This window comes from Pantoea sp. 9140 (assembly GCF_000745295.1).
Taxonomy (GTDB): Bacteria; Pseudomonadota; Gammaproteobacteria; order Enterobacterales; family Enterobacteriaceae; genus Pantoea; species Pantoea vagans.
Map to the genome: position 1 here is coordinate 3894776 of NZ_JQNO01000001.1, position 21520 is coordinate 3916295.

At 56.7% G+C, this 21520-nt stretch carries 21 protein-coding genes and 1 pseudogene; 13 read left to right on the forward strand and 9 right to left on the reverse strand.

Features of this window, described 5'->3' with window-relative positions:
• Nucleotides 1–30: 30 nt before the first annotated feature.
• Nucleotides 31–780, forward strand: coding sequence for a 4'-phosphopantetheinyl transferase superfamily protein (locus FA92_RS18085; RefSeq protein ID WP_013359609.1), 750 nt, complete (start codon nt 31–33; stop codon nt 778–780).
• 36 nt (nt 781–816) lie between these two features.
• Here the strand turns inward: FA92_RS18085 and FA92_RS18090 are convergent, their stop codons facing one another.
• A complete protein-coding gene (locus tag FA92_RS18090) occupies nt 817–2130 on the reverse strand; it encodes an NCS2 family permease (protein WP_033734757.1) in 1314 nt (437 codons plus the stop codon).
• A 152-nt stretch (nt 2131–2282) separates the two neighbouring features.
• Between FA92_RS18090 and yieH the strand changes: the two genes are divergently transcribed.
• Both yieH and FA92_RS18100 read left to right on the forward strand, forming a co-directional pair.
• A complete protein-coding gene (gene yieH, locus FA92_RS18095; RefSeq protein ID WP_013359611.1) occupies nt 2283–2942 on the forward strand; it encodes a 6-phosphogluconate phosphatase in 660 nt (219 codons plus the stop codon).
• A gap of 9 nt (nt 2943–2951) precedes the next feature.
• The gene (locus FA92_RS18100; RefSeq protein WP_033784377.1) at nt 2952–3884 is read left to right on the forward strand and encodes a helix-turn-helix domain-containing protein; all 933 of its coding nucleotides are present in this window, start codon (nt 2952–2954) and stop codon (nt 3882–3884) included.
• On the opposite strand, the gene FA92_RS18105 is transcribed toward FA92_RS18100, so the two are convergent.
• Nucleotides 3869–4864, reverse strand: coding sequence for an acyltransferase (locus tag FA92_RS18105; protein WP_033784378.1), 996 nt, complete (start codon nt 4862–4864; stop codon nt 3869–3871). The genes FA92_RS18100 and FA92_RS18105 overlap by 16 nt on opposite strands.
• A gap of 220 nt (nt 4865–5084) precedes the next feature.
• Between FA92_RS18105 and glyQ the strand changes: the two genes are divergently transcribed.
• The 5 genes and pseudogenes from glyQ (at nt 5085) to FA92_RS23675 (ending at nt 9405) form a co-directional block, all read left to right on the forward strand.
• A complete protein-coding gene (gene glyQ / locus FA92_RS18110) occupies nt 5085–5996 on the forward strand; it encodes a glycine--tRNA ligase subunit alpha (protein ID WP_033784379.1) in 912 nt (303 codons plus the stop codon).
• 9 nt (nt 5997–6005) lie between these two features.
• Entirely contained in the window at nt 6006–8075 is a 2070-nt protein-coding gene (glyS, locus tag FA92_RS18115) for a glycine--tRNA ligase subunit beta (protein ID WP_033784380.1), read from the forward strand.
• 399 nt (nt 8076–8474) lie between these two features.
• Nucleotides 8475–8753 (forward strand): type II toxin-antitoxin system ParD family antitoxin, encoded by a 279-nt coding sequence (locus FA92_RS18120; RefSeq protein ID WP_033784381.1) that lies wholly within the window; start codon nt 8475–8477, stop codon nt 8751–8753.
• Nucleotides 8753–9067 (forward strand): type II toxin-antitoxin system RelE/ParE family toxin, encoded by a 315-nt coding sequence (locus FA92_RS18125; RefSeq protein WP_033784382.1) that lies wholly within the window; start codon nt 8753–8755, stop codon nt 9065–9067. Before FA92_RS18120 ends, FA92_RS18125 begins: the two co-directional genes overlap by 1 nt.
• Nucleotides 9068–9137: 70 nt before the next feature.
• Nucleotides 9138–9405 (forward strand): annotated as a pseudogene (locus FA92_RS23675) (YrhB domain-containing protein).
• 47 nt (nt 9406–9452) lie between these two features.
• On the opposite strand, the gene FA92_RS18135 reads toward FA92_RS23675, so the two are convergent.
• Nucleotides 9453–9665: a SymE family type I addiction module toxin gene (locus tag FA92_RS18135; protein ID WP_033784383.1), complete on the reverse strand. Its 213-nt coding sequence runs from the start codon at nt 9663–9665 to the stop codon at nt 9453–9455.
• Nucleotides 9666–10033: 368 nt separating this feature from the next.
• Between FA92_RS18135 and FA92_RS18140 the strand changes: the two genes are divergently transcribed.
• Both FA92_RS18140 and FA92_RS18145 read left to right on the forward strand, forming a co-directional pair.
• A complete protein-coding gene (locus tag FA92_RS18140) occupies nt 10034–10318 on the forward strand; it encodes a damage-inducible protein J (protein WP_033784384.1) in 285 nt (94 codons plus the stop codon).
• On the forward strand, nt 10315–10614 hold the full coding sequence (locus tag FA92_RS18145) for a type II toxin-antitoxin system RelE/ParE family toxin (RefSeq protein ID WP_033784385.1): 300 nt from the start codon (nt 10315–10317) through the stop codon (nt 10612–10614). Before FA92_RS18140 ends, FA92_RS18145 begins: the two co-directional genes overlap by 4 nt.
• A gap of 105 nt (nt 10615–10719) precedes the next feature.
• Here the strand turns inward: FA92_RS18145 and FA92_RS18150 are convergent, their stop codons facing one another.
• From FA92_RS18150 to fdnG, 5 genes are read right to left on the reverse strand one after another with little or no spacing between them, the layout of a single operon-like run.
• The gene (locus FA92_RS18150) at nt 10720–11331 is read right to left on the reverse strand and encodes a glutathione S-transferase (RefSeq protein WP_033784386.1); all 612 of its coding nucleotides are present in this window, start codon (nt 11329–11331) and stop codon (nt 10720–10722) included.
• Between the two features lie 21 nt (nt 11332–11352).
• The gene (fdhE, locus tag FA92_RS18155; RefSeq protein ID WP_033784387.1) at nt 11353–12276 is read right to left on the reverse strand and encodes a formate dehydrogenase accessory protein FdhE; all 924 of its coding nucleotides are present in this window, start codon (nt 12274–12276) and stop codon (nt 11353–11355) included.
• Complete coding sequence (gene fdoI / locus FA92_RS18160) at nt 12276–12917, reverse strand: formate dehydrogenase cytochrome b556 subunit (protein ID WP_013359617.1); 642 nt, start codon at nt 12915–12917, stop codon at nt 12276–12278. Before fdoI ends, fdhE begins: the two co-directional genes overlap by 1 nt.
• Complete coding sequence (gene fdxH / locus FA92_RS18165; RefSeq protein WP_033784388.1) at nt 12917–13816, reverse strand: formate dehydrogenase subunit beta; 900 nt, start codon at nt 13814–13816, stop codon at nt 12917–12919. Before fdxH ends, fdoI begins: the two co-directional genes overlap by 1 nt.
• Before the next feature lie 12 nt (nt 13817–13828).
• Nucleotides 13829–16879: a formate dehydrogenase-N subunit alpha gene (gene fdnG, locus FA92_RS18170; protein WP_072008990.1), complete on the reverse strand. Its 3051-nt coding sequence runs from the start codon at nt 16877–16879 to the stop codon at nt 13829–13831.
• A gap of 395 nt (nt 16880–17274) precedes the next feature.
• On the opposite strand from fdnG, the gene fdhD reads away from it, so the two are divergent.
• Nucleotides 17275–18099 carry a formate dehydrogenase accessory sulfurtransferase FdhD gene (gene fdhD, locus FA92_RS18175; RefSeq protein WP_033784389.1) on the forward strand — a complete coding sequence of 275 codons (825 nt, stop codon included), beginning with the start codon at nt 17275–17277 and terminating at the stop codon, nt 18097–18099.
• On the opposite strand, the gene FA92_RS18180 is transcribed toward fdhD, so the two are convergent.
• A complete protein-coding gene (locus FA92_RS18180) occupies nt 18096–18872 on the reverse strand; it encodes a DeoR/GlpR family DNA-binding transcription regulator (protein ID WP_033784390.1) in 777 nt (258 codons plus the stop codon). The two genes, fdhD and FA92_RS18180, sit on opposite strands and share 4 nt — an antisense overlap.
• A 206-nt stretch (nt 18873–19078) precedes the next feature.
• On the opposite strand from FA92_RS18180, the gene FA92_RS18185 reads away from it, so the two are divergent.
• Nucleotides 19079–20419 (forward strand): aspartate aminotransferase family protein, encoded by a 1341-nt coding sequence (locus tag FA92_RS18185; RefSeq protein WP_013359622.1) that lies wholly within the window; start codon nt 19079–19081, stop codon nt 20417–20419.
• Between the two features lie 282 nt (nt 20420–20701).
• Nucleotides 20702–21319 (forward strand): superoxide dismutase [Mn], encoded by a 618-nt coding sequence (gene sodA / locus FA92_RS18190; RefSeq protein ID WP_013359624.1) that lies wholly within the window; start codon nt 20702–20704, stop codon nt 21317–21319.
• The last annotated feature ends 201 nt before the right edge of the window (nt 21320–21520 follow it).

The window sequence follows — 21520 nt, forward strand, 5'->3', positions numbered from 1 at the left end:
GATTATCTGACCATTTTCACGGAGCGACAGATGGCTGGTCATTTTGTACGCTGGACGGGCGATCCCGGCTTCCCGGCTAAAGAGATGTGCATTCCCCAGGCGATTACCGACACGGCACAGCAGTTCGCTGACAAACGCCGTGGACGTTTCCTTGCCGCGCGAACCCTGCTGGCACAGCTGATGCTGCGCGTTTATGGTATTCAAGAGCTGCCACGCCTGATTATCCAGAGCAACGGACGTCCCGTGTTTGCTGACAGCGATCTGCCCGATTTCAGCATTGCCTATGCGGGCAATACGGTGGGTGTACTGCTGGCTGAAGAGGGTGGACGTGCCGGTCTGGATATGGAGATTGTGCATGCGCGGAGCCGTCAGACGCAGGCGCAGCTGATTCAGGGATTAACGTCGGGCGAAATCGCCTGGATTAATGCCCAGCAGGATGCCATGGAAGCGGTGACGCAGATCTGGACGTTACGCCAGAGCATTCTCAAGCTGACGGGAGAAGGCGATCGGGGACTGGATTCGCTGCGGCTGCTGCCGGGTGCCGGTCGGCTGCGATCGTCACTCTATCCCGACATTCAGGTGGTGTGTGATGCGGAACCCATGCTGGTCTGGTCGTGTGCGCTGTCGTCTGCGACGCAGCGGCTGTACCTGTGGGAGATGGATAACGACTTTGAATGGCGTGCATTACGTGAAATTGAGATGGGTAAGCCCAACATCGGGCCTCATGCCCTGCGGCTGACCAGTCTGCCCAGCGAGCGCAATCTGCATCCTGAAATGTAAAAAGCCGCAACCGGTAGGTTGCGGCTCTGACTGCGCTTAGTGCGCGTCGATAAAGACAATCTTCAGCACAAACAGCAGCGCAACAATCACCACGCAGGGGCTGATCTCACGCCAGCGGCCGGTGCCCAGCTTCATGACACAGTAAGCAATGAACCCCAGCGCAATCCCTTCGGTGATGGAAAAGCTGAAGGGCATCATGGCGGCAGTCACAAACGCCGGAACCGCTTCGGTCAGATCGTCCCAGCGCACGCGCGACAGGCTGGCGGTCATTAACACGCCCACATAAATCAGCGCACCCGCGGCAGCGTAGGAGGGCACCATCGCGGCCAGCGGTGACAGGAAGGTCACCAGCAGGAACAGCAGGCCGGTCACCACAGCCATCAGGCCGGTACGGCCACCAATCGCCACGCCCGAAGTGCTCTCGATATAGGCGGTCACCGATGAGGTGCCCGCCAGCGCGCCACTCACCGAACTGATGCTGTCGACATAAAGCGCCTGCTGCATCCGCGGGAAGGTGCCGGTTTCATCGGTCAGTCCCGCTTTGTCGGTGACGCCGATCAGCGTGCCGGACGAATCGAACAGGTTGACCAGCATAAACGAGAAAATCACGCCTGCCATGCCAATGTTAAACGCGCCTTTGATATCAACCTGACCCACTACCGACGTAATCGACGGCGGCGCTGAAAACAGGCCAACAAACTTCACGTCGCCCAGCATCCAGCCAATACCGGTGGTGATCACCATTGAGATCAGCACCGCCGCGTGGATATTACGTGATGCCAGAATGGCGATAATAAAGAAGCCCAGCGCACCCAGCAGCACGCTGTGCGAGGTCAGGTTGCCTACCGCCACCAGGGTATCGGGATTCGGCACGATAATACCGGCGTTCTTCAGCCCCATCATGGCGATAAACAGACCGATACCGGCGGTAATGCCAACGCGCAGGCTCAGCGGGATATTGGCAATCATCCAGTAGCGAACCCGCAGCAGCGTCAGGATCAGCAGGCCGACCGCGCCCCAGAAGATCGCGCCCATACCGACCTGCCACGAATAGCCCATCGCCCCGACCACCACAAAAGCGAAGAAGGCGTTCAGGCCCATTGCGGGGGCCAGCGCCACCGGCAGATTGGCAAACAGCCCCATCAGAATGCTGCCGAAGGCGGCAATCAGACAGGTGGTCACAAACACCGCCTGGGTATCCATGCCGGCGACGCCGAGGATCTGCGGGTTGACGAAGACGATATAGACCATCGTCAGAAAGGTGGTGATACCCGCGATCACTTCGGTGCGCACCGTGGTGCCATGTTCCTGCAGCCTGAAGATGCGCTGCAAAACGCCTTGCTTGCTCATGCCATCCATCCAGAAGAAAAAATCATCGGCGCGTATCCTGGCGATTTTACCGGGGCAATACAATGATTTTTCGCAACCGATTGCCAGTCTCGCAATCTGCGCTGAGTGCGGTAGAGTGTGGAGCACCCCCCTGAATCGAAGGATAGAGTCTGATGTCAGTTGAATGCGTCTTTTTTGATTGCGATGGCACGCTGGTGGACAGTGAGTTGCTCTGCACCCAGGCCTACGTCAACACCTTTGCCCGTTATGGTCTCGAGCTGTCGCTGCAGCAGATGTTTGAAAAGTATAAGGGCGTCAAACTCTACGACATCATTCGTGACGTGGGTGATGCACATCAGGTGACGTTGCCGATGGAAGAGGTGGAAACCGCCTATCGCGCGGAAGTCGCGCGACTGTTTGATCAGCAACTGCAGCCGATCTCAGGCGCAAAAGCGCTGGTTGAGCAGATCAAAGTGCCGATGTGCGTGGTCTCAAACGGGACGGTAAAAAAGATGCAGCACTCGCTGGGCTTAACCGGCATGCTGCCGCTGTTTGAGGAGCACCTTTATAGCGGCTATGACATTCTGCACTGGAAGCCCGATCCGGAGCTGATGTATCACGCGGCTGAACAGATGCAGGTGCCGATTGAGCGCTGCATTCTGGTGGATGACTCCGAAGCGGGTGCCCGCGCCGGTATCGCCGCCGGCATTCCGGTCTACTACTACTGCGCTGACCCGCACAACCCTGAACTGGATCATCCGCTGGTGACGCGCTTCGACGACATGGCGCAGCTGCCTGCGTTGTGGCGCGCCCGCGGCTGGGATCTGGTGTAGCGAGCCAGCATGACGCATACCGTCTGGTTTTTAACCCTGCCTGGCGTCATGGCGCTGGATCTGACCGGCCCTGCCGAGACGCTGAGGCTGGCGGGCGATCGCTTTACGCTGCGCTACATTGGCCCGCAGCCGGAGGTGGTCTGCTCCACCGGCATGACCATTGGCGGCATCAAACCTTTACCGGAACAGTTGCCCGCCGGGAGCCTGCTGGTGGTGCCGGGCGTCTTTGACTCGCAGATCTGTTATTCCACACAGCAAGCCGCAGAAGCACGCGACTGGCTGATGCGCCAGCACGCCGCGTTGCGCGCGCAGACCTTTATGCTGGTCTGCGTCTGCTCGGGGGCACTGCTGGCGGCGCAGGCAGGCATGCTGGATGACGTGCCCTGCACCACCCATCATGATGTGATCGCCCGCCTGAAAGCAGCCGCCCCGCGCGCACGGGTGCAGGAGAATCGGGTGTTTGTCGGGCATGAGAATATCTGGACCAGCGCGGGCATCACGGCGGGCATCGATCTGGCGCTGCATCTGGTGAAGCAGCTCTGCGATACGCCTACCGCGCTGGCGGTGGCGCGGGAAATGGTGGTCTGGTTCCGCCGCGCCGGGGACGATCCGCAGCTTTCACCCTGGCTGCGTTACCGCAATCATATGCATCCGGCCATTCATCGGGCACAGGATCTGATGATTGCCCATCCTGAACACGGCTGGACGCTGACCGAGCTGGCAGGGCGCACCCACGTCAGCAGCCGCCATCTGGCGCGGCTGTTTCGTCAGCATCTGGGGATCAGCGTGCGGGAATACCATGAGCAGCTGCGGGTTGGCGTGGCGCGCCAGCGTCAGCAGCAGGGGGAATCGGCCGAAAAAGCGGCGCTGGCGGCGGGATTTTCATCGGCGCGCCAGCTGCGACGCGCCCGCCAGCGGGAAACCGATCAACTGACGAAGTGACGGGTATCGACACGTTTCAGCGCCATCCCCAGCAGCAGACTGCCGCCCAGCGTCAGCCCGAACACCCAGGGCAGGTCGAGCCACGGACGCGACATATCATCGTAGTGATGCGTACGCAGATAGTGAATGAACAGCGCGTGAAAGCCGTAGATCGGCAGTGAATAGCGTGCAATCACCGTAAAACCGGGCAGCGTGCGCTGATTCAGGCTGTTTTTAAACACAATCAGCAGGCTAATGGCCGCGATAAACACCAGCGGTCCGCAGTAGAGATACCAGGTATCGTTAAACGCTCCGTTGACGATCAGCGCCTTTTTCGTCCCTAACGTAATGCCAATTACGCAGGCGATAAACAGCCCGGCCGCCAGCGGCGTCAGGCCGCGCCGGGTCGTGTCCATTGTGCCGATCGCCCGTCCCAGCAGCGCATAAAGCAGGTAGTAAATGCTGTCCCCGCTGACATAAAGATTCACCGGCAGAAAATGAAACGGGCCCAGCGACTGGCTGGCCGTATTCGGATTAGCGAGCACCGCCAGCACCAGCACCAGCAGCGCCACATAGCGTGCCTGCACGGTTTTCACCTGAATCAGCGGCGACATCAGATAGATGCCAATCAACGCAAAGAAGAACCAGAGGTGATAAAACACCGGCTTCTGCAGCATCTTCAGGATCGACCGTCCTTCGCTGATCGGCGTCAGCCAGGTGATATAGGCCAGCGAGACCGCGCTGTAAAATAGCAGGCAGAGCACCAGCCGGAGCATATGGCGCGGCTGGGCGCTGCGTTCACCGAAGAACAGATAGCCGGAGATCATAAAGAACAGCGGAACACAGACGCGTGATGCGGAGTTCAGCAGATTCGCCACATCCCAGGTGGTACCCGTTACCGCCATCGGGCCAGTGATATACCAGGTAGTAGTGTGAATCACGATCACCATCAGGCAGGCAACCGCGCGTAAATTGTCGATCCAGTAAATCTTTTGCGGCATGGCGTCCTCTTGCGCATAGCTCCGTGCGCAAAAGGGTAGTCAAATGCGACCAGAGCAACAACCGCTGCCAGCAGGATTCGGAGCCATCTGTATGCCGGCCCCCGAAATTACCGTGAAAACGCGCTGGAACCGTCCGGGATTTACGGCTGCACATCGCGCGGTCAAAGGGTATACTGTCGGCCTCTTTTTTTAATCTAACCGAAGCGCGTGCACACTTAACATGCAAAAGTTTGATACCAAAACCTTTCAGGGGCTGATCCTGACCTTGCAGGATTACTGGGCGCGTCAGGGCTGCACCATTGTCCAACCGCTGGACATGGAAGTGGGCGCTGGCACTTCACACCCGATGACCTGCCTGCGTGCACTCGGCCCGGAGCCGATCGCCACCGCCTACGTGCAGCCATCCCGCCGTCCTACCGATGGCCGCTACGGTGAAAACCCGAACCGTCTGCAGCACTATTACCAGTTTCAGGTGATCATTAAGCCGTCACCGGACAACATTCAGGAGCTCTATCTCGGCTCGCTGAAAGAGCTGGGTATGGATCCGACGGTGCATGACATTCGCTTTGTGGAAGATAACTGGGAAAACCCGACGCTGGGTGCCTGGGGACTCGGCTGGGAAGTGTGGCTCAACGGCATGGAAGTGACGCAGTTCACCTACTTCCAGCAGGTTGGCGGCCTGGAGTGTAAGCCAGTGACCGGTGAGATCACCTACGGCCTGGAGCGTCTGGCGATGTACATCCAGGGCGTCGACAGCGTTTACGATCTGGTCTGGAGCGACGGCCCGCTGGGCAAAACCACCTACGGCGACGTGTTCCATCAGAACGAAGTGGAGCAATCCACCTATAACTTCGAATACGCCGACGTCGACTTCCTCTTTACCTGCTTTGAGCAGTACGAGAAAGAGGCGCAGCATCTGCTGGCGCTGGAAAAACCGCTGCCACTGCCCGCCTACGAACGCATTCTGAAAGCGGCGCACAGCTTTAACCTGCTGGATGCGCGCAAAGCGATCTCGGTAACAGAGCGTCAGCGCTATATTCTGCGCATTCGTACCCTGACCAAAGCCGTGGCTGAAGCTTACTACGCCTCTCGCGAGGCAATGGGCTTCCCGATGTGCAATAACAAAAAGTAAGAGGCAGCCATGACTGAACAAACTTTCCTGGTGGAGATCGGCACCGAAGAGCTGCCACCAAAAGCCCTGCGCAGCCTGGCAGAAGCCTTTGCCGCGCAGGTTACCGCTGAACTGGATGCCGCCAACCTGAGCCACGGCGAGGTCAGCTGGTTTGCTGCGCCGCGTCGTCTGGCGCTGAAAGTCGCAAACCTGAGCGCCTCACAACCCGATCGGGAAGTGGAGAAGCGCGGTCCGGCGGTCGCTGCGGCGTTTGACGCTGACGGCAACGCCACCAAAGCCGCAGAAGGCTGGGCGCGTGGCAACGGCATTACGGTCGATCAGGCTGAACGCCTCGCCACCGATAAAGGCGAATGGCTGGTTTATCGCGCCCAGGTCAAAGGCGAAGCGGCTCAGGCACTACTGCCGGCGATGATTGCGACCGCACTCAGCAAGCTGCCCGTGCCAAAACTGATGCGCTGGGGCGACAGCGATGTGCAATTCGTTCGTCCGGTTCACACCGTGACGATGCTGCTGGGCGATGAGCTGATTCCTGGCACTATTCTGGGCATTAAGTCAGATCGCGTTATTCGTGGTCACCGCTTTATGGGTGAAAGCGAAATCACGCTCGACAACGCCGATCAGTACCCGGATGTGCTGGAAAAACGCGGCCAGGTCATTGCCGACTATCAGGTCCGCAAAGCGATGATTAAAGCTGATGCCGAAGCGGCCGCACGTCGCTTAGGCGGTAACGCCGATATCAGCGACAGCCTGCTGGAAGAGGTGACGTCGCTGGTGGAGTGGCCGGTCGTCCTGACCGCGACCTTTGAAGAGAAATTCCTCAAGGTGCCTGCGGAAGCGCTGGTCTACACCATGAAAGGCGATCAGAAATATTTCCCGGTTTACGACAATGACGGCAACCTGATGCCGAACTTCATTTTCGTCACCAACATCGAATCCAGCGATCCGCGCCAGATTATCTCCGGCAACGAGAAAGTGGTACGCCCACGCCTGGCCGATGCGGAGTTCTTCTTTAATACCGACCGCAAAAAACGTCTGGAAGATAACCTGCCGCGTCTGGAGACGGTGCTGTTCCAGAAAGAGCTGGGCACGCTGCGCGATAAAACCGATCGCATTCAGACCCTGGCGGGCTGGATTGCCGGTGAAATTGGTGCCGATGTGAATCACGCTACCCGCGCGGGCCTGCTGTCGAAGTGTGACCTGATGACCAACATGGTCTTCGAGTTCACCGACACCCAGGGCGTGATGGGCATGCACTATGCGCGTCACGACGGCGAAGCCGAAGATGTGGCGGTTGCGCTGAACGAGCAGTATCAGCCGCGCTTTGCCGGTGACGATCTGCCATCCAGCCCGGTTGCCTGTGCGCTGGCGATTGCCGATAAAATGGATACGCTGGCCGGTATTTTCGGCATTGGTCAGCATCCGAAAGGCGACAAAGATCCGTTCGCACTGCGTCGTGCGGCGCTGGGCGTGCTGCGTATCATCGTTGAGAAGAACCTGCCGCTCGACCTGCAAACGTTGACCGAAGAAGCGGTACGTCTGTATGGCAGCAAGCTGAGCAACGCTCGCGTGGTGGATGATGTGATTGACTTTATGCTGGGTCGTTTCCGCACCTGGTATCAGGAAGAGGGTCACAGCATCGATACGCTGCAGGCAGTTCTGGCGCGTCGTCCGACCCGTCCGGCTGACTTTGATGCACGTATGAAAGCAGTGTCGCACTTCCGTACGCTGGAAGCCGCTGCAGCGCTGGCAGCGGCGAACAAGCGCGTCTCTAACATACTGGCAAAGTCGACCGAAACGCTGAATGAAAGCGTGCAGGCATCGCTGCTGAAAGAGAACGAAGAGATCCAGCTGGCGACCTTTGTCACCGCACTGAGCAGCAAGCTGCAACCTTACTTTGCTGAAGGCCGCTATCAGGATGCGCTGGTCGAACTGGCCCAGCTGCGTACCGCGGTAGACAACTTCTTCGACAAAGTGATGGTGAACGCCGACGATCAGGCAGTGCGGGTCAATCGCCTGACGCTGCTGTCAAAACTGCGTGAGCTGTTCCTGCAGGTCGCGGATATCTCGCTGCTGCAGTAATCCTCTTAGCGTAGTGCGAAAAAGGGACGAGCAATCGTCCCTTTTTTTATGGGATTTTTCAGGCCGGGAGGGCCTCCCGATAGCGTGTTTACTCAAAGCACCTGTCTTAATGCTCAGCTCTGGCTGACGACTGCAGATGAAGTGGATTGCCTGCGTTTCAGTTGTGCTGAAGATCCCTGAATTCCTCTCTAATCTGTATGGTTTTACCCTATCCGGTAATGACCGTGGCTGAACCGCTGGTAAGATTTGCTATTGCAATGATAAAAACCAGGGATATCCGCAACCACTTCTGTAAGTACCCAATTCTCAGGAGAGAGTGACGCCGCAGAGTGTGAAACTGACAGTTGCCAGAAAGGTGAGTATGATTAAATCCTATCAGGCAAAGGAAAGAGGTTATCCATGAGAACAACACAGCAGATGAGTATCACACTGCCAAATGAAATGGCAGCGCAGGTAAAGGCACGTGTTGCCAGCGGCGAATATGCGTCGGAGAGCGAAGTCATCCGTGAAGGTCTGCGTGCGCTTATGGCCAGGGATCATGCCGTGGAGCAATGGCTGAATGAAAAGGTAGTGCCTGCCTGGGAAGCGCTTCAACGTGGTGAAACAGAAAGCCTGAGCGCTAACGACCTCAGAAACAGGCTTAAAGCAGAACACAGGAAGGTGACCGGGGAGGAGTGATGGTTTACAGGGTGGTCTTTGCACCGGAAGCGCAGGAACAACTGGCAGAGCTTTACCGTTATATCTTGCAAGAGGCAACACCCTATACCGCTCTGAACTTTACAGAAAACATCATCAGTTATTGTGAGTCTCTTTCACAGTTTCCACAGAGAGGAAACTGTCGTGATGATCTTCTGCCAGGACTGAGAATCACAAATTACCGCAGGCGGACAATAATCGCCTTCATGCTCTCTGATAAAGAAGTAACAGTATTAGGCATATGGCATGGCGGCCAGGAGTATGAAAATGACCTGTCCGGAGACGAAACTGCCTGAAATGTCAGAGCAGCCAGTCGGGGCGATCGGGTTCTATCATTAGATCGTTCCAATTATTGAGGGCAAATCAATGGTCAATTTTGGAGAGGCTATAGAAAAAGCGACAGAATATCTAAAAAATACAGATATTCCTGTTGTTATTACCCTTCAGGGACGTTTTTCTGAAGGATGATTTTTTGTTTTTGAATCTCGAGAATATCTTGAAACGGGGGAATTTACTGCTCAACTCGCCATTTATGGTTGATAAGGATACAGGTGAAATACATGAATTTGGAACGGCGTATCCTATTGAAAAATACTTACAGGATTATGAAGAAAAGAAAAATAATCTAAGTTAAACGAATCCCGACCTTATTGTCGGGATTTTGCATTATAAGTCAGTCTCTTACCCTTTATTAGCCGGGCTGATAATCAGCTGACCCTGTTTGGCAATGATGCTGACCGGCTGGCCTTTAATAAATCCCCACTGTTCCAGCCATCGTCCTTTAATGGTCAGTTGCGGCAAGGGGTTCGGTCTGCCGCCGTTAGGGCGGTAACCAACGATGCTTTTGCGTGCTTGGGGTACAGCGGGTTCTGACGTAGAATCTTTTCCAGCCATAATTAACTCCTACCTAGTTAGTTGTGGTCAGCGGGCTGTTGGTGTTCCACCACCTTCAGCCCGCGCTAATAATCTCTCGTTACGCGCTTCCTTTCCTGTTTTCTCCTGTTCAAATATACATCGTCCGCTTTGTAAACTCGCTGAAAGCTAAGTAATAGATTGCGAGGCGTCTCTGAAAAACAGATTGTTTTTCCGTTTACCATTTCGTTTGCATCCTCTTCCCAATATGCTCTTCAGCATCCGTAATCGGCTATTTAGTTCTATTAGCGTGGCGATTTCCGGCATCGCATAAGAGTGAAATGGAGATGACAGAGAAAGGGATGACAGGCATGATGACACCACAAACGACACCACGCGAGAGTCAGGCTATGAGCACTATCCATTTCAGGATTGATGACGACGTTAAACGACTTGCCATGCAGGCAGCCGAGCGCCAGAAGAAGACGCTGACTGAGGTTATGCGTCAGCGAGCGGAAGAGCTGGCTGCTGAAGAGCGGCACTATCAGGACAGTAAACATGATGCATGGCTGGAAGAGCAGATAGCGGCTGCATTCAGTCGTTATGATGCCGGTGAAAGTGAATTCATCAGTAACGATGAAATGGATACCCGCATGGAAGAGCTTAAAGCGCAGGCCGCGCAGGGAAAATTGTGATAGCAGCCGTTCAATGGGAAGAACAGGCGCAGGCGGACAGGGAAACAATATTTCGTTATCTGTATCGCGAGGCTGGCCTGCTGGTAGCCAGTGCAACAGACGATAAGTTTACCCGGTTGGCCAGTCTGCTTAGCGAAAACCCGCGGGCTGGCACTAAAGTCGGAACAGAAAAACAGCTTAAACTGGTGGTGCCACGCTTACCGTTCATCATCATCTATGTAGCTGAAACAGATGCGGTTCGCATCCTGCGTATACTGCACACGTCCCGAAAAATATCGGGCCGCTATCAAAGATAGTCCGCCACTTCAGCCTGTGTCAGATTGTCAGAATCATGAGCTACGGCAGAGAGTGCGGTGCCCTCAGGAGGCCGATGAAATCATCAGCCCCAGCCACCGCATCCATCACCCCGCAGGCGGCGTCGTCCGCGCAAAGCTCTCGCGCTCAAACAGCGTTTCCGCCAGCTTAACCAATGCCGGACGTTCGACACACCAGTTGGGCACCACGCGACGAAAATTGAGGTAGCCGATCATGCAGCCGGTGGCGATATCCGCCAGATTAAGCTGACCGTTGTTAAGCCATTTGCCCTCGGCGGCCTTTGCTTCCAGCATATCGAGACTACGCTGAATCTTTTCACGATTACGCAGCAGCACCTCTTCCGACTGCAAATCACCCGGTCGCATCTGCTCACGCACGATCACCAGCGCGGCATCACAAACTCCATCCGCCAGCTTTTCCAGCTGACGGATGTTAAGTGACTCAAGCGGATCGGCAGGCAGCAGAGCCGGCTCCGCGCCGCGCAGTTCCAGAAATTCGGCGATGATGCTGGAGTCGAACCAGATTTGCTTATCGTCAGCGACCAGCGCCGGGACTTTGCCCAGCGGATTGTAGTGCGGCACATGGCTGTCATCGCTGTAAGGCGATGCGTTAACGAATTCAAACGTAATGCCTTTTTCCAGCATGATAATCGAAATCTTACGCACAAACGGGCTGGTATAGCTGCCAATCAGTTTCATCGGGTTCTCCGGATTCAGTGACTATTCGCCAGGAAACATAAAGGGATTGAGACTGCTGCGTGCGAAGCCTTCCTGCTCCATTTTTGCATCGAGTATCAGCGACGCCAGGTCATCGGCCACCGGTTCAATAGCCGGATCTTTCTCCTGATAGAGCATCTTCAGGTAGGTGCCGCAGTCGCCGCAGCTCTCTGCCTTCACCGCCGCATGCTCGCTGTCGAGCGACCAGTAATGCAGATCGCGGGACTGTTCGCACTGGGTACATTTGCTGCGCACCACGTGCCATTCACTTTCGCACAGATTGCAGTGCAGATAGCGCGCACCTTCATGACTGCCCATATGCACTACGCTGGCGACCGGCATGCTGGCGCAGACCGGACAGAACTGGCGCTGATCGCCCATCTCTGCGCGTGCTTTGCCCGGGATCAGGGCTGCCATCTGCGCCCAGTAGAGCGAAAGTGCCGCCCAGACAAAGGGGGCTTTATCGCTGCTGACTTGGGCATATTCGCCGGTAAACAGCGCGCTGGCCAGGGTTTCCAGCTCGGTGGCGGACGCCTTCTCCAGATTCTCCAGCACCGCCAGCGCCTGACCGCTCATCTCCGGCTTCAGCTCGGCAATCAGCGAGTGCAGCAGCCGTTGCCAGTGTGCATCGCGCGGCAGGGTATGGATGTTCAGCGGCGGCTTGCCCTCGCTGGCGCTCTGCGTCAGTCGGGCATGCAGGTCGATGTGCAGCGGATGGTCATACAGCACAATCTCCTGCGCTTCAGCGATCACCGCCGCAAAGCGCAGATAGTCGCCGAGTGGATTTTTCGCCGCCAGGTCGCGCAGTCGCGCGGCACGACGGCTGTATAAATTTTTCAGCCGTGGAAAAAGTAACGGCGGAATCATCTCCGCCGTTGTCTTTTCGCCTTTCTCCAGCTGGTCCTGCGGGATTATGCGAATACTCATCAGGGGCGTTTTTCCTGTTTTATTGGCGGATTACGCTGCTCACGGTACCATCGAGGATGATGCTGTCTGGCCCATTCGGCGCTGACCCAGCCTTCCACCATCGCGGTCAGTGTGCCTTTGACCCACAATGCAGCATAAATATGCACCATAATGACGATGATCAGCGCCACCGCCGACACCGAATGCACAACCAGCGCCAGACGAATCAGCGGAATGACAAAGGCATCAGCAAAGTAGGGTCGCCAGATCACAATGCCGCTGGCAAGCAGCAATACTAAGCTGATGATAGCAGCCCAGAACACACACTTCTGACCAAAGTTATATTTACCGGTATCACCGACCTCTTCGTTCAGCGCAATCCGGTGAATATTTCTGGCCCAGTAAAGGTCATCGCGATTAATCAGGTTGTGTTTCCAGTAACGTAAAAACATCAGCATAAAAGCGACAAACATCACCACGCCGACAAAAGGATGCAGAATACGCGCCAGTTGTGGCGTGCCAAAGATCTGCATCAGCCAGTTAAACGACGGAAAGAAAAACCCTAATCCGCTTAACGCGGCCATGACAAAGCAAATCGCGACGATCCAGTGATTGATGCGTTCAGGTGCGCGATAGCGCACCAGATGATCGGGTTTCTTCATTATTGATGCTCCTCAGGCTGATCGTCGTTGTCGTCGTGCTCTTCAGTGACGCGATTCGGGCCAACGCCAACATAGTGGAAGATTGAGGCGGCAAACGTCGCGGCAAAACTGACCGCTGCCAGCGGTTTCCAGATCCCCTTCCAGAAGGTCACGGTCGGGCTGATGCCCGGATTCGCAGGCAGGCCGTGATAGAGCTGAGGCTTGTCCGCATGATGCAGCACATACATCACGTGGGTGCCGCCCACGCCTTCCGGGTTGTAGAGGCCAGCCTGCGCAAACCCGCGTGACTTCAGCTCCGCCACACGTTCCTCCGCCAGCGTCAGCATGTCGCTTTTGCTGCCGAAATGAATGGCACCGGTCGGGCAGGTCTTCACACAGGCGGGTTCCTGACCGACGCTGACGCGATCCACGCACAGGGTGCATTTGTAGGCGCGGTTATCCTCTTTATTCAGCCGTGGCACGTTGAACGGGCATCCCGCGATGCAGTAGCCGCAGCCGATGCACTGCTCCGACTGAAAATCGACGATGCCGTTGGCATACTGAATGATGGCGCCTGCCGACGGGCAGGCTTTCAGGCAGCCGGGATCGGCGCAGTGCATGCAGCCATCTTTGCGAATCAGCCAGGCCAGCTTGCCGTTCTCTTCGACTTCGGAAAAGCGCATCACCGTCCAGGATTTGGCGGTCAGGTCGGTGGGATTGTCATAAACCCCGATGTTGTGGCCGACCTCATCGCGGATGTCGTTCCACTCAGAGCAGGCGACCTGGCAGCCTTTGCAGCCGATACAGGTGGTGACATCGATAAGTTTCGCCACTTCGCGCTGGTGATCGCGCGCCTGCGGCGGTGGGGTAAAGCCATTGGTCGCAGAGCGACGGATAATATCTTGTGATTGATAAGCCATAGTCATCTGCCGTTACGCTTTTTCCACTTTCACTAAAAATCCCTTGTACTCCGGGGTCTGCGAGTTGGCGTCGCCAACCGAAGGCGTCAGCGTATTGGCGAGGAAACCTTTACGCGTGGTGCCTTCAAAGCCCCAGTGACAGGGAATGCCCACGGTATCAACCGGCCTGCCGTCAATCATCAGACGCTGCAGACGACGTGTGACCACTGCTTTGGCTTTGATATAGCCTCGACGTGACGTGACTTTGACGCTGTCTCCGGCCTGAATGCCTTTCTCCTCTGCCAGCTCAGTGCCGATCTCGACAAACTGCTCCGGCTGCGCGATTGCATTCAGCAGGGCATGCTTGGTCCAGTGGCGGAACAGCTCGGTGATGGAGTAGGTGGTGGCGACGCAGGGATAGTCGGCGGCCTCACCCAGTTGCGCGGCGTCGCTACTGAACAGACGGACCACCGGACTGTGACGCTGCTGCGGATGCAGGGGATTGTCGGCGAGCGGACTTTCCATCGGTTCGTAGTGTGCCGGGAACGGGCCGTCGGCCATTTTATCGAGTGCAAACAGGTGGCCTAGACCATCGGGCTGCATGATAAACGGACCGGCCTGCTTCTGCGGCGACAGCGTCACCGGGTAATCCGGTACGTCGATGCCGTGCCAGCGTGTGCCATCCCATTCAATCAGGCGGCGCTGCGGATCCCAGGCTTTACCCTGTGCATCCGCGGAGGCACGGTTATAAAGAATGCGGCGGTTAGCGGGCCAGGCCCAGGCCCAGCCTGAGACGGCCCCCAGTCCCGACGGATCGGCGTTGTCGCGTCGTGCCATCTGGTTGCCTTCCGGCGTCCAGCTGCCGCTGTAGATCCAGCAGGAGCTGGCAGTGGTGCCATCGTTACGCAGCTCAGAGAAGCCGTTGAGCTGCTGACCTTTTTTCAGCAGCAGTTTGCCGCTGGCGTCATAAATGTCGGCCAGCGCCTGCCCGTTGTTCTCCTTCGCCACCTCTTCCGGCTCAGGATTGAACGGGTCGTGGTAGTCCCAGCGCATCGCCATCAGCGGCTCAGGGGCTGCACCGCCTTCAAGGCGGTAGAGCGCGCGCAGACGCATAAACAGGTTGCCGAGGATTTTACCGTCGTGCAGCGCTTCAGCAGGTGGCTCGGCGGCTGCCCAGTGCCACTGCAGCCAGCGCGACGAGTTCGCCACCGATCCCGACTCTTCCGCGAAGCAGGAGGAGGGCAGGCGGAACACTTCGGTCTGAATGGCCGACGGATCGACGTCGTTGAACGCGTCATGATGCTGCCAGAAGCTGGCGGTTTCGGTACGCAGCGGATCGATCACCACCATATATTTGAGGCGGGAAAGGGCCCGCACCGCTTTGTTTTTGTCCGGGAAGGCGGCCAGCAGGTTGAAGCCCTGGATCAGGCAGCCGTTCAGAGCACCCTGCTCCATCATCTCCGCCTGCGCCATGCAGTCATAGGCCTTGTCCCACTTCGGCAGCCAGTCGTAGCCCCACTGATTCTCCGCCGTGGCGTTATCACCATAGAAACTCTTCATCAGGCTGACGAAAAACTTGTCGGTGTTCTGCCAGTAGTTGACCTGGTCCGGCAGCGCCGCCACCGGCGTGGCCTGTTGCAGGTAAGTCGCCAGCGTGGTCATCTTCTCGGACGGCAGCGGCAGATAGCCCGGCAGGCTCTGCGCCAGCAGGCCGAGGTCGGTGTAACCCTGCACGTTGGAGTGACCGCGCAGCGCATTGATACCGCCACCTGGCATACCGATGTTGCCCAGCAGCAGCTGGATCATCGCCGCCGTGCGGATAATCTGCGAACCGTTGGTGTGGTGGGTCCAGCCCAGCGCATAGAGGATGGTTGCGGTGCGATTAGGCACGCAGGTGGAGGCGAGCTGCTCGCACACCGTAATAAAGGCGTCCTGCGAAGTGCCGCACATCCGCGTCACCATTTCCGGGGTGTAACGGCTGGCGTGGGTTTTCAGCAGGTTCAGTACACAGCGTGGATGGCTGAAGCTCTCATCGCGTCGCGCATGGCCGTTTTCATCCAGCTCATAGTGCCAGCTCTGGCGATCGTACTGACGGGTTTCCGCATCGTAGCCGCTGAACAAACCGTCGCTGAAGCTGAAGCCTTCGCTGACAATCAGCGCTGCGTTGGTAAAGGCGCGAACATACTCCTGCTGAATCTGATTGTGCTGCAGCAGATAGTTGATCACCCCCATCAGGAACACCACGTCGCTGCCTGCTCGCAGGGGTGCATAGAAGTCGGCGACCGCTGCAGATCGGTTAAAGCGCGGATCGACCACGATAACCTGTGCATTATTATGGATCTTGGCTTCAATCACCCATTTAAAGCCAACCGGATGCGCCTCGGCGGGGTTGCCGCCCATGATCATCACCACGTTGGCGTTTTTGATGTCATTCCAGTTGTTGGTCATCGCTCCGCGACCAAAGCTCGGGGCCAGCGCCGCTACGGTCGGGCCGTGACACAGGCGCGCCTGGTTTTCCAGCGCCAGAATACCCAGCGCGCGGGCAAATTTCTGATCGAGCAGGCCGGTTTCATTACTGGCGGCGGAGGAGCAGAGCATCGACGTGGTCGGCCAGCGGTTTACCGTTACGCCAGCGGCGTTGGTCGTCTGGAAATGAGTATCGCGATCCTGCTTCATCAGGCGGGCAATGCGGTCAAATGCCTCATCCCAGCTGATGCGCTGCCATTTATCGGAACCCGGAGCGCGGTATTCCGGGTATTTCAGGCGCTGTTCGCTGTGAATAAAGTCGAGCACGCCTGCGCCTTTCGGGCAGAGCGATCCGCGACTGACCGGATGGTCAGGATCGCCTTCGATATGGTAAATTGAGGCACGGGCATTTTTTGCACCATCGCCCAGGCTGTAGATCAGCATGCCGCAACCGACTGAACAGTAGGTGCAGTTATTGCGTGTTTCTCTGGCACGAATGAGTTTGAATTCTCTGACGCTGGCTAACGCTGTGGTGGGGGCAAAACCGAGTAATGCCGCGCTGGTGCCCGCCAGCCCGCCAGCACAGATTTTGAAAAAACTCCGTCTGTTAATCTGCATTTTATCGTTCTTCTTTATTGGCTCCATTGCGAAGCCTTGCAAAATAGCAGTCCTGGTTGACTGTAAGTTGACCAGGGTCAACACGTTAGTCATTAGTAATTCTTTTTCTCAATTTTGTTAAAAATCCTCGACGGTGAATTTACGCTGCAAGCAGATTTTCAGACGGCGCAGATAATTACTGTTGTTTTATGCTTACTGATGTTAACGCGTAAAAGAGAACTATTCGCATTGTGTCCGTCAGCAGGCGCGGCTACGCCTTTTGGGGGAGAAAACCGCATGAATTGCCCCGCTGTTTATTTGCGCTGAATGGGGCTAAAAGGCAGAATCAGAGCGCGTCAGTGCTCTGCCGACTCGGGCACTGAATTACATAATTTATTAACAACAGGTCATACTTTTTGAAAGCTATCCAGCCTGACTCAGGCGAAGATTTAACAATTCAGGCCGGCGTCAGCAGGACGCAGGTGTGGCAGCGTAAAGACCTGACTGATGCGCAGGATGACTGGCTGGCGGATGAAGTGCCGGTGGCGCTGGTCTATAACGGCATCTCGCACGTGGTGATGATGACTACGCCCAAAGATCTGGAGGCGTTTGCGCTGGGCTTCTCGCTGTCAGAGGGCATTATCGACGCGCCGGGCGACATTTTCGGCATGGACATCGTGCCGGGCTGTGACGGCATTGAGGTTCAGATTGAGCTTTCCAGCCGCCGTTTTATGGCGCTGAAAGCGCAGCGTCGCGCGCTGGCAGGCCGGACCGGCTGCGGTGTGTGTGGCGTTGAACAGCTGGATCAGATTGGCAAGCCGCTCTCTCCGCTGCCGTTTACCCAGACCTTCGCGCTGGAGCAACTGGATCGGGCGCTGGGCCAGCTGAAAGATTATCAGCCGGTCGGACTGAAAACCGGCTGCACCCATGCGGCCGCGTGGATTCAGCCCGATGGCCAGCTGGCCGGTGGGTGTGAAGATGTGGGTCGCCATGTGGCGCTGGATAAGCTGCTGGGGTATCGCAGTCAGGCTGAGTGGGGACCGGGCGCGGTGCTGGTCTCCAGCCGCGCCAGCTATGAAATGGTGCAGAAGTCCGCCATGTGCGGCGTCGAGATCCTGTTCGCGGTTTCAGCCGCGACCCGCCTGGCGGTTGAGGTGGCTGAGCGCTGCAATCTGACGCTGGTCGGCTTCAGTAAACCTGGCCGCGCCACGGTCTACAGCCATCCTCAGCGACTGCGTTAAACCACCATCACTTCTGGGAGCGTCTGCTGCAATGCTTCAAGGGCGGCACCGTTGTCGCCGCCGCTGTCGGTAATCAGCAGAGAGATTGTCTGCGGCGGCGCGTAAACCGTGCGGCTGACCACGCCCAGTTTGGTGTGATCGGCCAGCAGATAGCAGGCTGCAGATTGCTGCACCATCGCTCTGGCAATGGCCGCTTCGTGCGGATGAAAACTGCTGGCACCCCGATTTGCCTCAATGCCGACCGGCGACAGCAGCGCGACGTCGGCGCGATAGCGGACGATCTCGCCTACGGTGATTTCGCCGCGCGTCTGGTGCGCACCCGCTGACATCATCCCGCCCAGCAAAATAATCTGGTTATTCAGCGGCCGATCTTCTTCTCCGGCGCTCAGCGCCAGCGCGGCCTGCAGGCTATTGGTGATTATCGTCAGGCCGGAAAGGGCGTGCAGCTCCTCTGCCAGCAGGGTAGTAGTGCTGCCCGCATCCAGAAACAGCGTCTGTCCCGGCTGCAGCAACTGTGCAGCGGCGCGGGCGATGGCGCGCTTCTCGCGGGTCTGCTTACTGCGGCGTTGTGTCAGCGGCGGTTCAGCCGCCGTTTCAATCGCCACTAATCCGCCGTGAACGCGACGCGCCAGACCCAACGCTTCCAGCTCAATGATATCGCGGCGCGCGGTTTCGCGAGACACCCCCAGCTCCCTGATGATGCGTTCGGTACTGACCTGATTAAGCCGGGTCAGTAAGGCACGGATGCGATGAAGGCGCGTTTCCTGCAGCATAGAGATTTCCTTATAAAGCGCGAAGAGCACGGATGATACGCCACTGACGCGAAAGATGCCGTCTGAATCAGAGGGAAGCTTAGCGCGGGGATCGGCCAGCGTCATGTGTATTTTATTGTATTTGTGTATTTGGTTGCATTTTAGATTCAGGCAGGCATGATACAGGGGTCAGCTCTTCCTCCTTTATCCTTGTCACGGGAGTCATTATGGCCACGCGTTCCACCATTATGGATACCAACAGTTTCCGCGCCGAACATGCTGATGCGCTCGACAGCGAAACGCGCAAACTGACCGATAAACGCAGCAAAGTGCTTGGCGAATCCTATCGCCTCTTCTATCGCAAACCGGTTCATCTGGTGCGGGGTGAAGGGCAATATCTGTGGGACGCGGCGGGCGATAAATATCTCGACGTCTACAACAACGTGGCGAGCATCGGCCATTGCCATCCGGCCGTGATTGAGGCGGTGACGCAGCAGATGAAAATGCTGAACACCCACACCCGTTACCTGCATGAAAATATACTCGACTACAGCGAAGCGCTGCTGGCGACCACGCCTGCGGCGATCGATCGCGCGATGTACATGTGCACCGGGTCGGAAGCCAATGACCTGGCGATCCGCGTGGCGCGCGCTTTCAGCGGCGGTACCGGAATTATCGTCAGTAAAGAGGCCTATCATGGCACCAGTGAGCTGACCTCTGGCGCTTCTCCGGCGCTGGGTAGTGGACAGCCGCTGGCACCTACCACGCGGCTGGTGATGCCACCGGATGCGTATCGTGTGGATGCGCCGGACCTGGGTGACTGGTTCGCTGATCAGATTCAGCAGCAGATTGATGATATGGCGGCGCATGGCATTAAATTTGCTGGTTTCCTGGCGGACTCGATCTTCTCTTCGGACGGGGTGCTGCCGAATCCGCGCGGCTTCCTGAAAAAGGCGGTCGATGTGGTGCATGCCAACGGCGGTATCTTTATTGCTGATGAAGTCCAGCCTGGCTTTGGCCGTACCGGCGATGCGTTCTGGGGCTTTGGCCGCCACGATGTGGTGCCTGATGTGATTACCACCGGTAAGCCGATGGGCAATGGTATTCCGGTGTCCGGGCTGCTGGCAAAAAGCGACGTGCTGGCCGCCTTCAGTGACTCGATTCCCTACTTCAATACTTTTGGTGGTAATCCGGTGGCGATGGCGGCGGCGCAGGCAGTGCTGAACGTGATCACCGAAGAGGGATTACAGGAACACAGCCGCGTGGTCGGCGCGAAGCTGCTGGCGGAGTTGCAGACCCTGATGGATCGCTATGAGTGCGTGGGCGACGTGCGCGGTGCCGGACTGTTTATCGGCTTTGAACTGGTCACCGATCGTCACAGCAAAACGCCGGATAAAACCCTGGCGCTGAACCTGATCGAGAAGCTGCGTGAACATCGTGTGCTGACCTCGGTCGCTGGCCCGTATGGGAATGTACTGAAACTGCGTCCGCCATTGGCTTTCCAGGAAAGCGACATCGACTGGCTGGTTGGCGCACTCGACAACTCACTGCGCGAGCTGGGTCAGTAAGGCACAGGGCAGGGCAGACGCGGCATCCGGGCAGGCAGCGTGCTTGCTGCTGCCCTGGCTTAAGCGCGCCGCGTGCGCTGTCGGATAAGTCAGAAAAGCCTGAGTCAGCAGCAGCACACTGAAAAAACAATGGGTTGCTTTTGCCGGGTTTCGCAAATCCTTATGGTTAATAGGGCATTGATTACCCTTTTACGCTACATGAATTTAACTATAATGATTCGACTGCTTACGCGGCACGTCCCGAATTCGTCGTGCTGCTCACACTAAATGGAGAGGAAGAACATGAGTTATTCACTGCCATCCCTGCCTTACGCATACGACGCACTGGAACCGCATTTCGACAAGCAGACGATGGAGATCCATCACACTAAACACCACCAGACCTACGTGAACAACGCGAACGCAGCGCTGGAAGGTACTGAATTTGCTAATCTGCCGGTAGACGAGCTGATCACCAAACTGGATCAGCTGCCAGCAGACAAAAAAGGCCCACTGCGTAACAATGCTGGCGGCCACGCTAACCACAGCCTGTTCTGGAAAGGCCTGAAAACCGGCACCACGCTGCAGGGCGACCTGAAAGCGGCTATCGAGAAAGATTTCGGTAGCGTGGAAAAATTCCAGGAAGAGTTTGAGAAAGCTGCCGCCACCCGTTTCGGTTCTGGCTGGGCATGGCTGGTTAAGAAAGGCGACAAACTGGCTGTGGTTTCAACCGCAAACCAGGACAACCCACTGATGGGTGAAGCGGTTGCCGGCGTTTCTGGCTTCCCGATCATCGGTCTGGATGTGTGGGAACACGCTTACTATCTGAAATATCAGAACAAGCGCCCTGACTACATCAAAGCGTTCTGGAACGTGGTTAACTGGGACGAAGCGGCAGCCCGCTTCGCATCTGCTAAATAAGTTAACCAAACGTAAACGTAATGAAGATAAAACCGGTGAAATCTATTTCGCCGGTTTTTTTTGTCCTTATTTTGTGCATTGCCAAAATGAAATGAAAATCGTCAATTATCGGTTTTAATGTTATTCCACATTAACTTTCTGTTGATATTGACTATGTTATGTTCAGTGACATTCCTGCTTAACTCACTGTGTGTCGCTGAC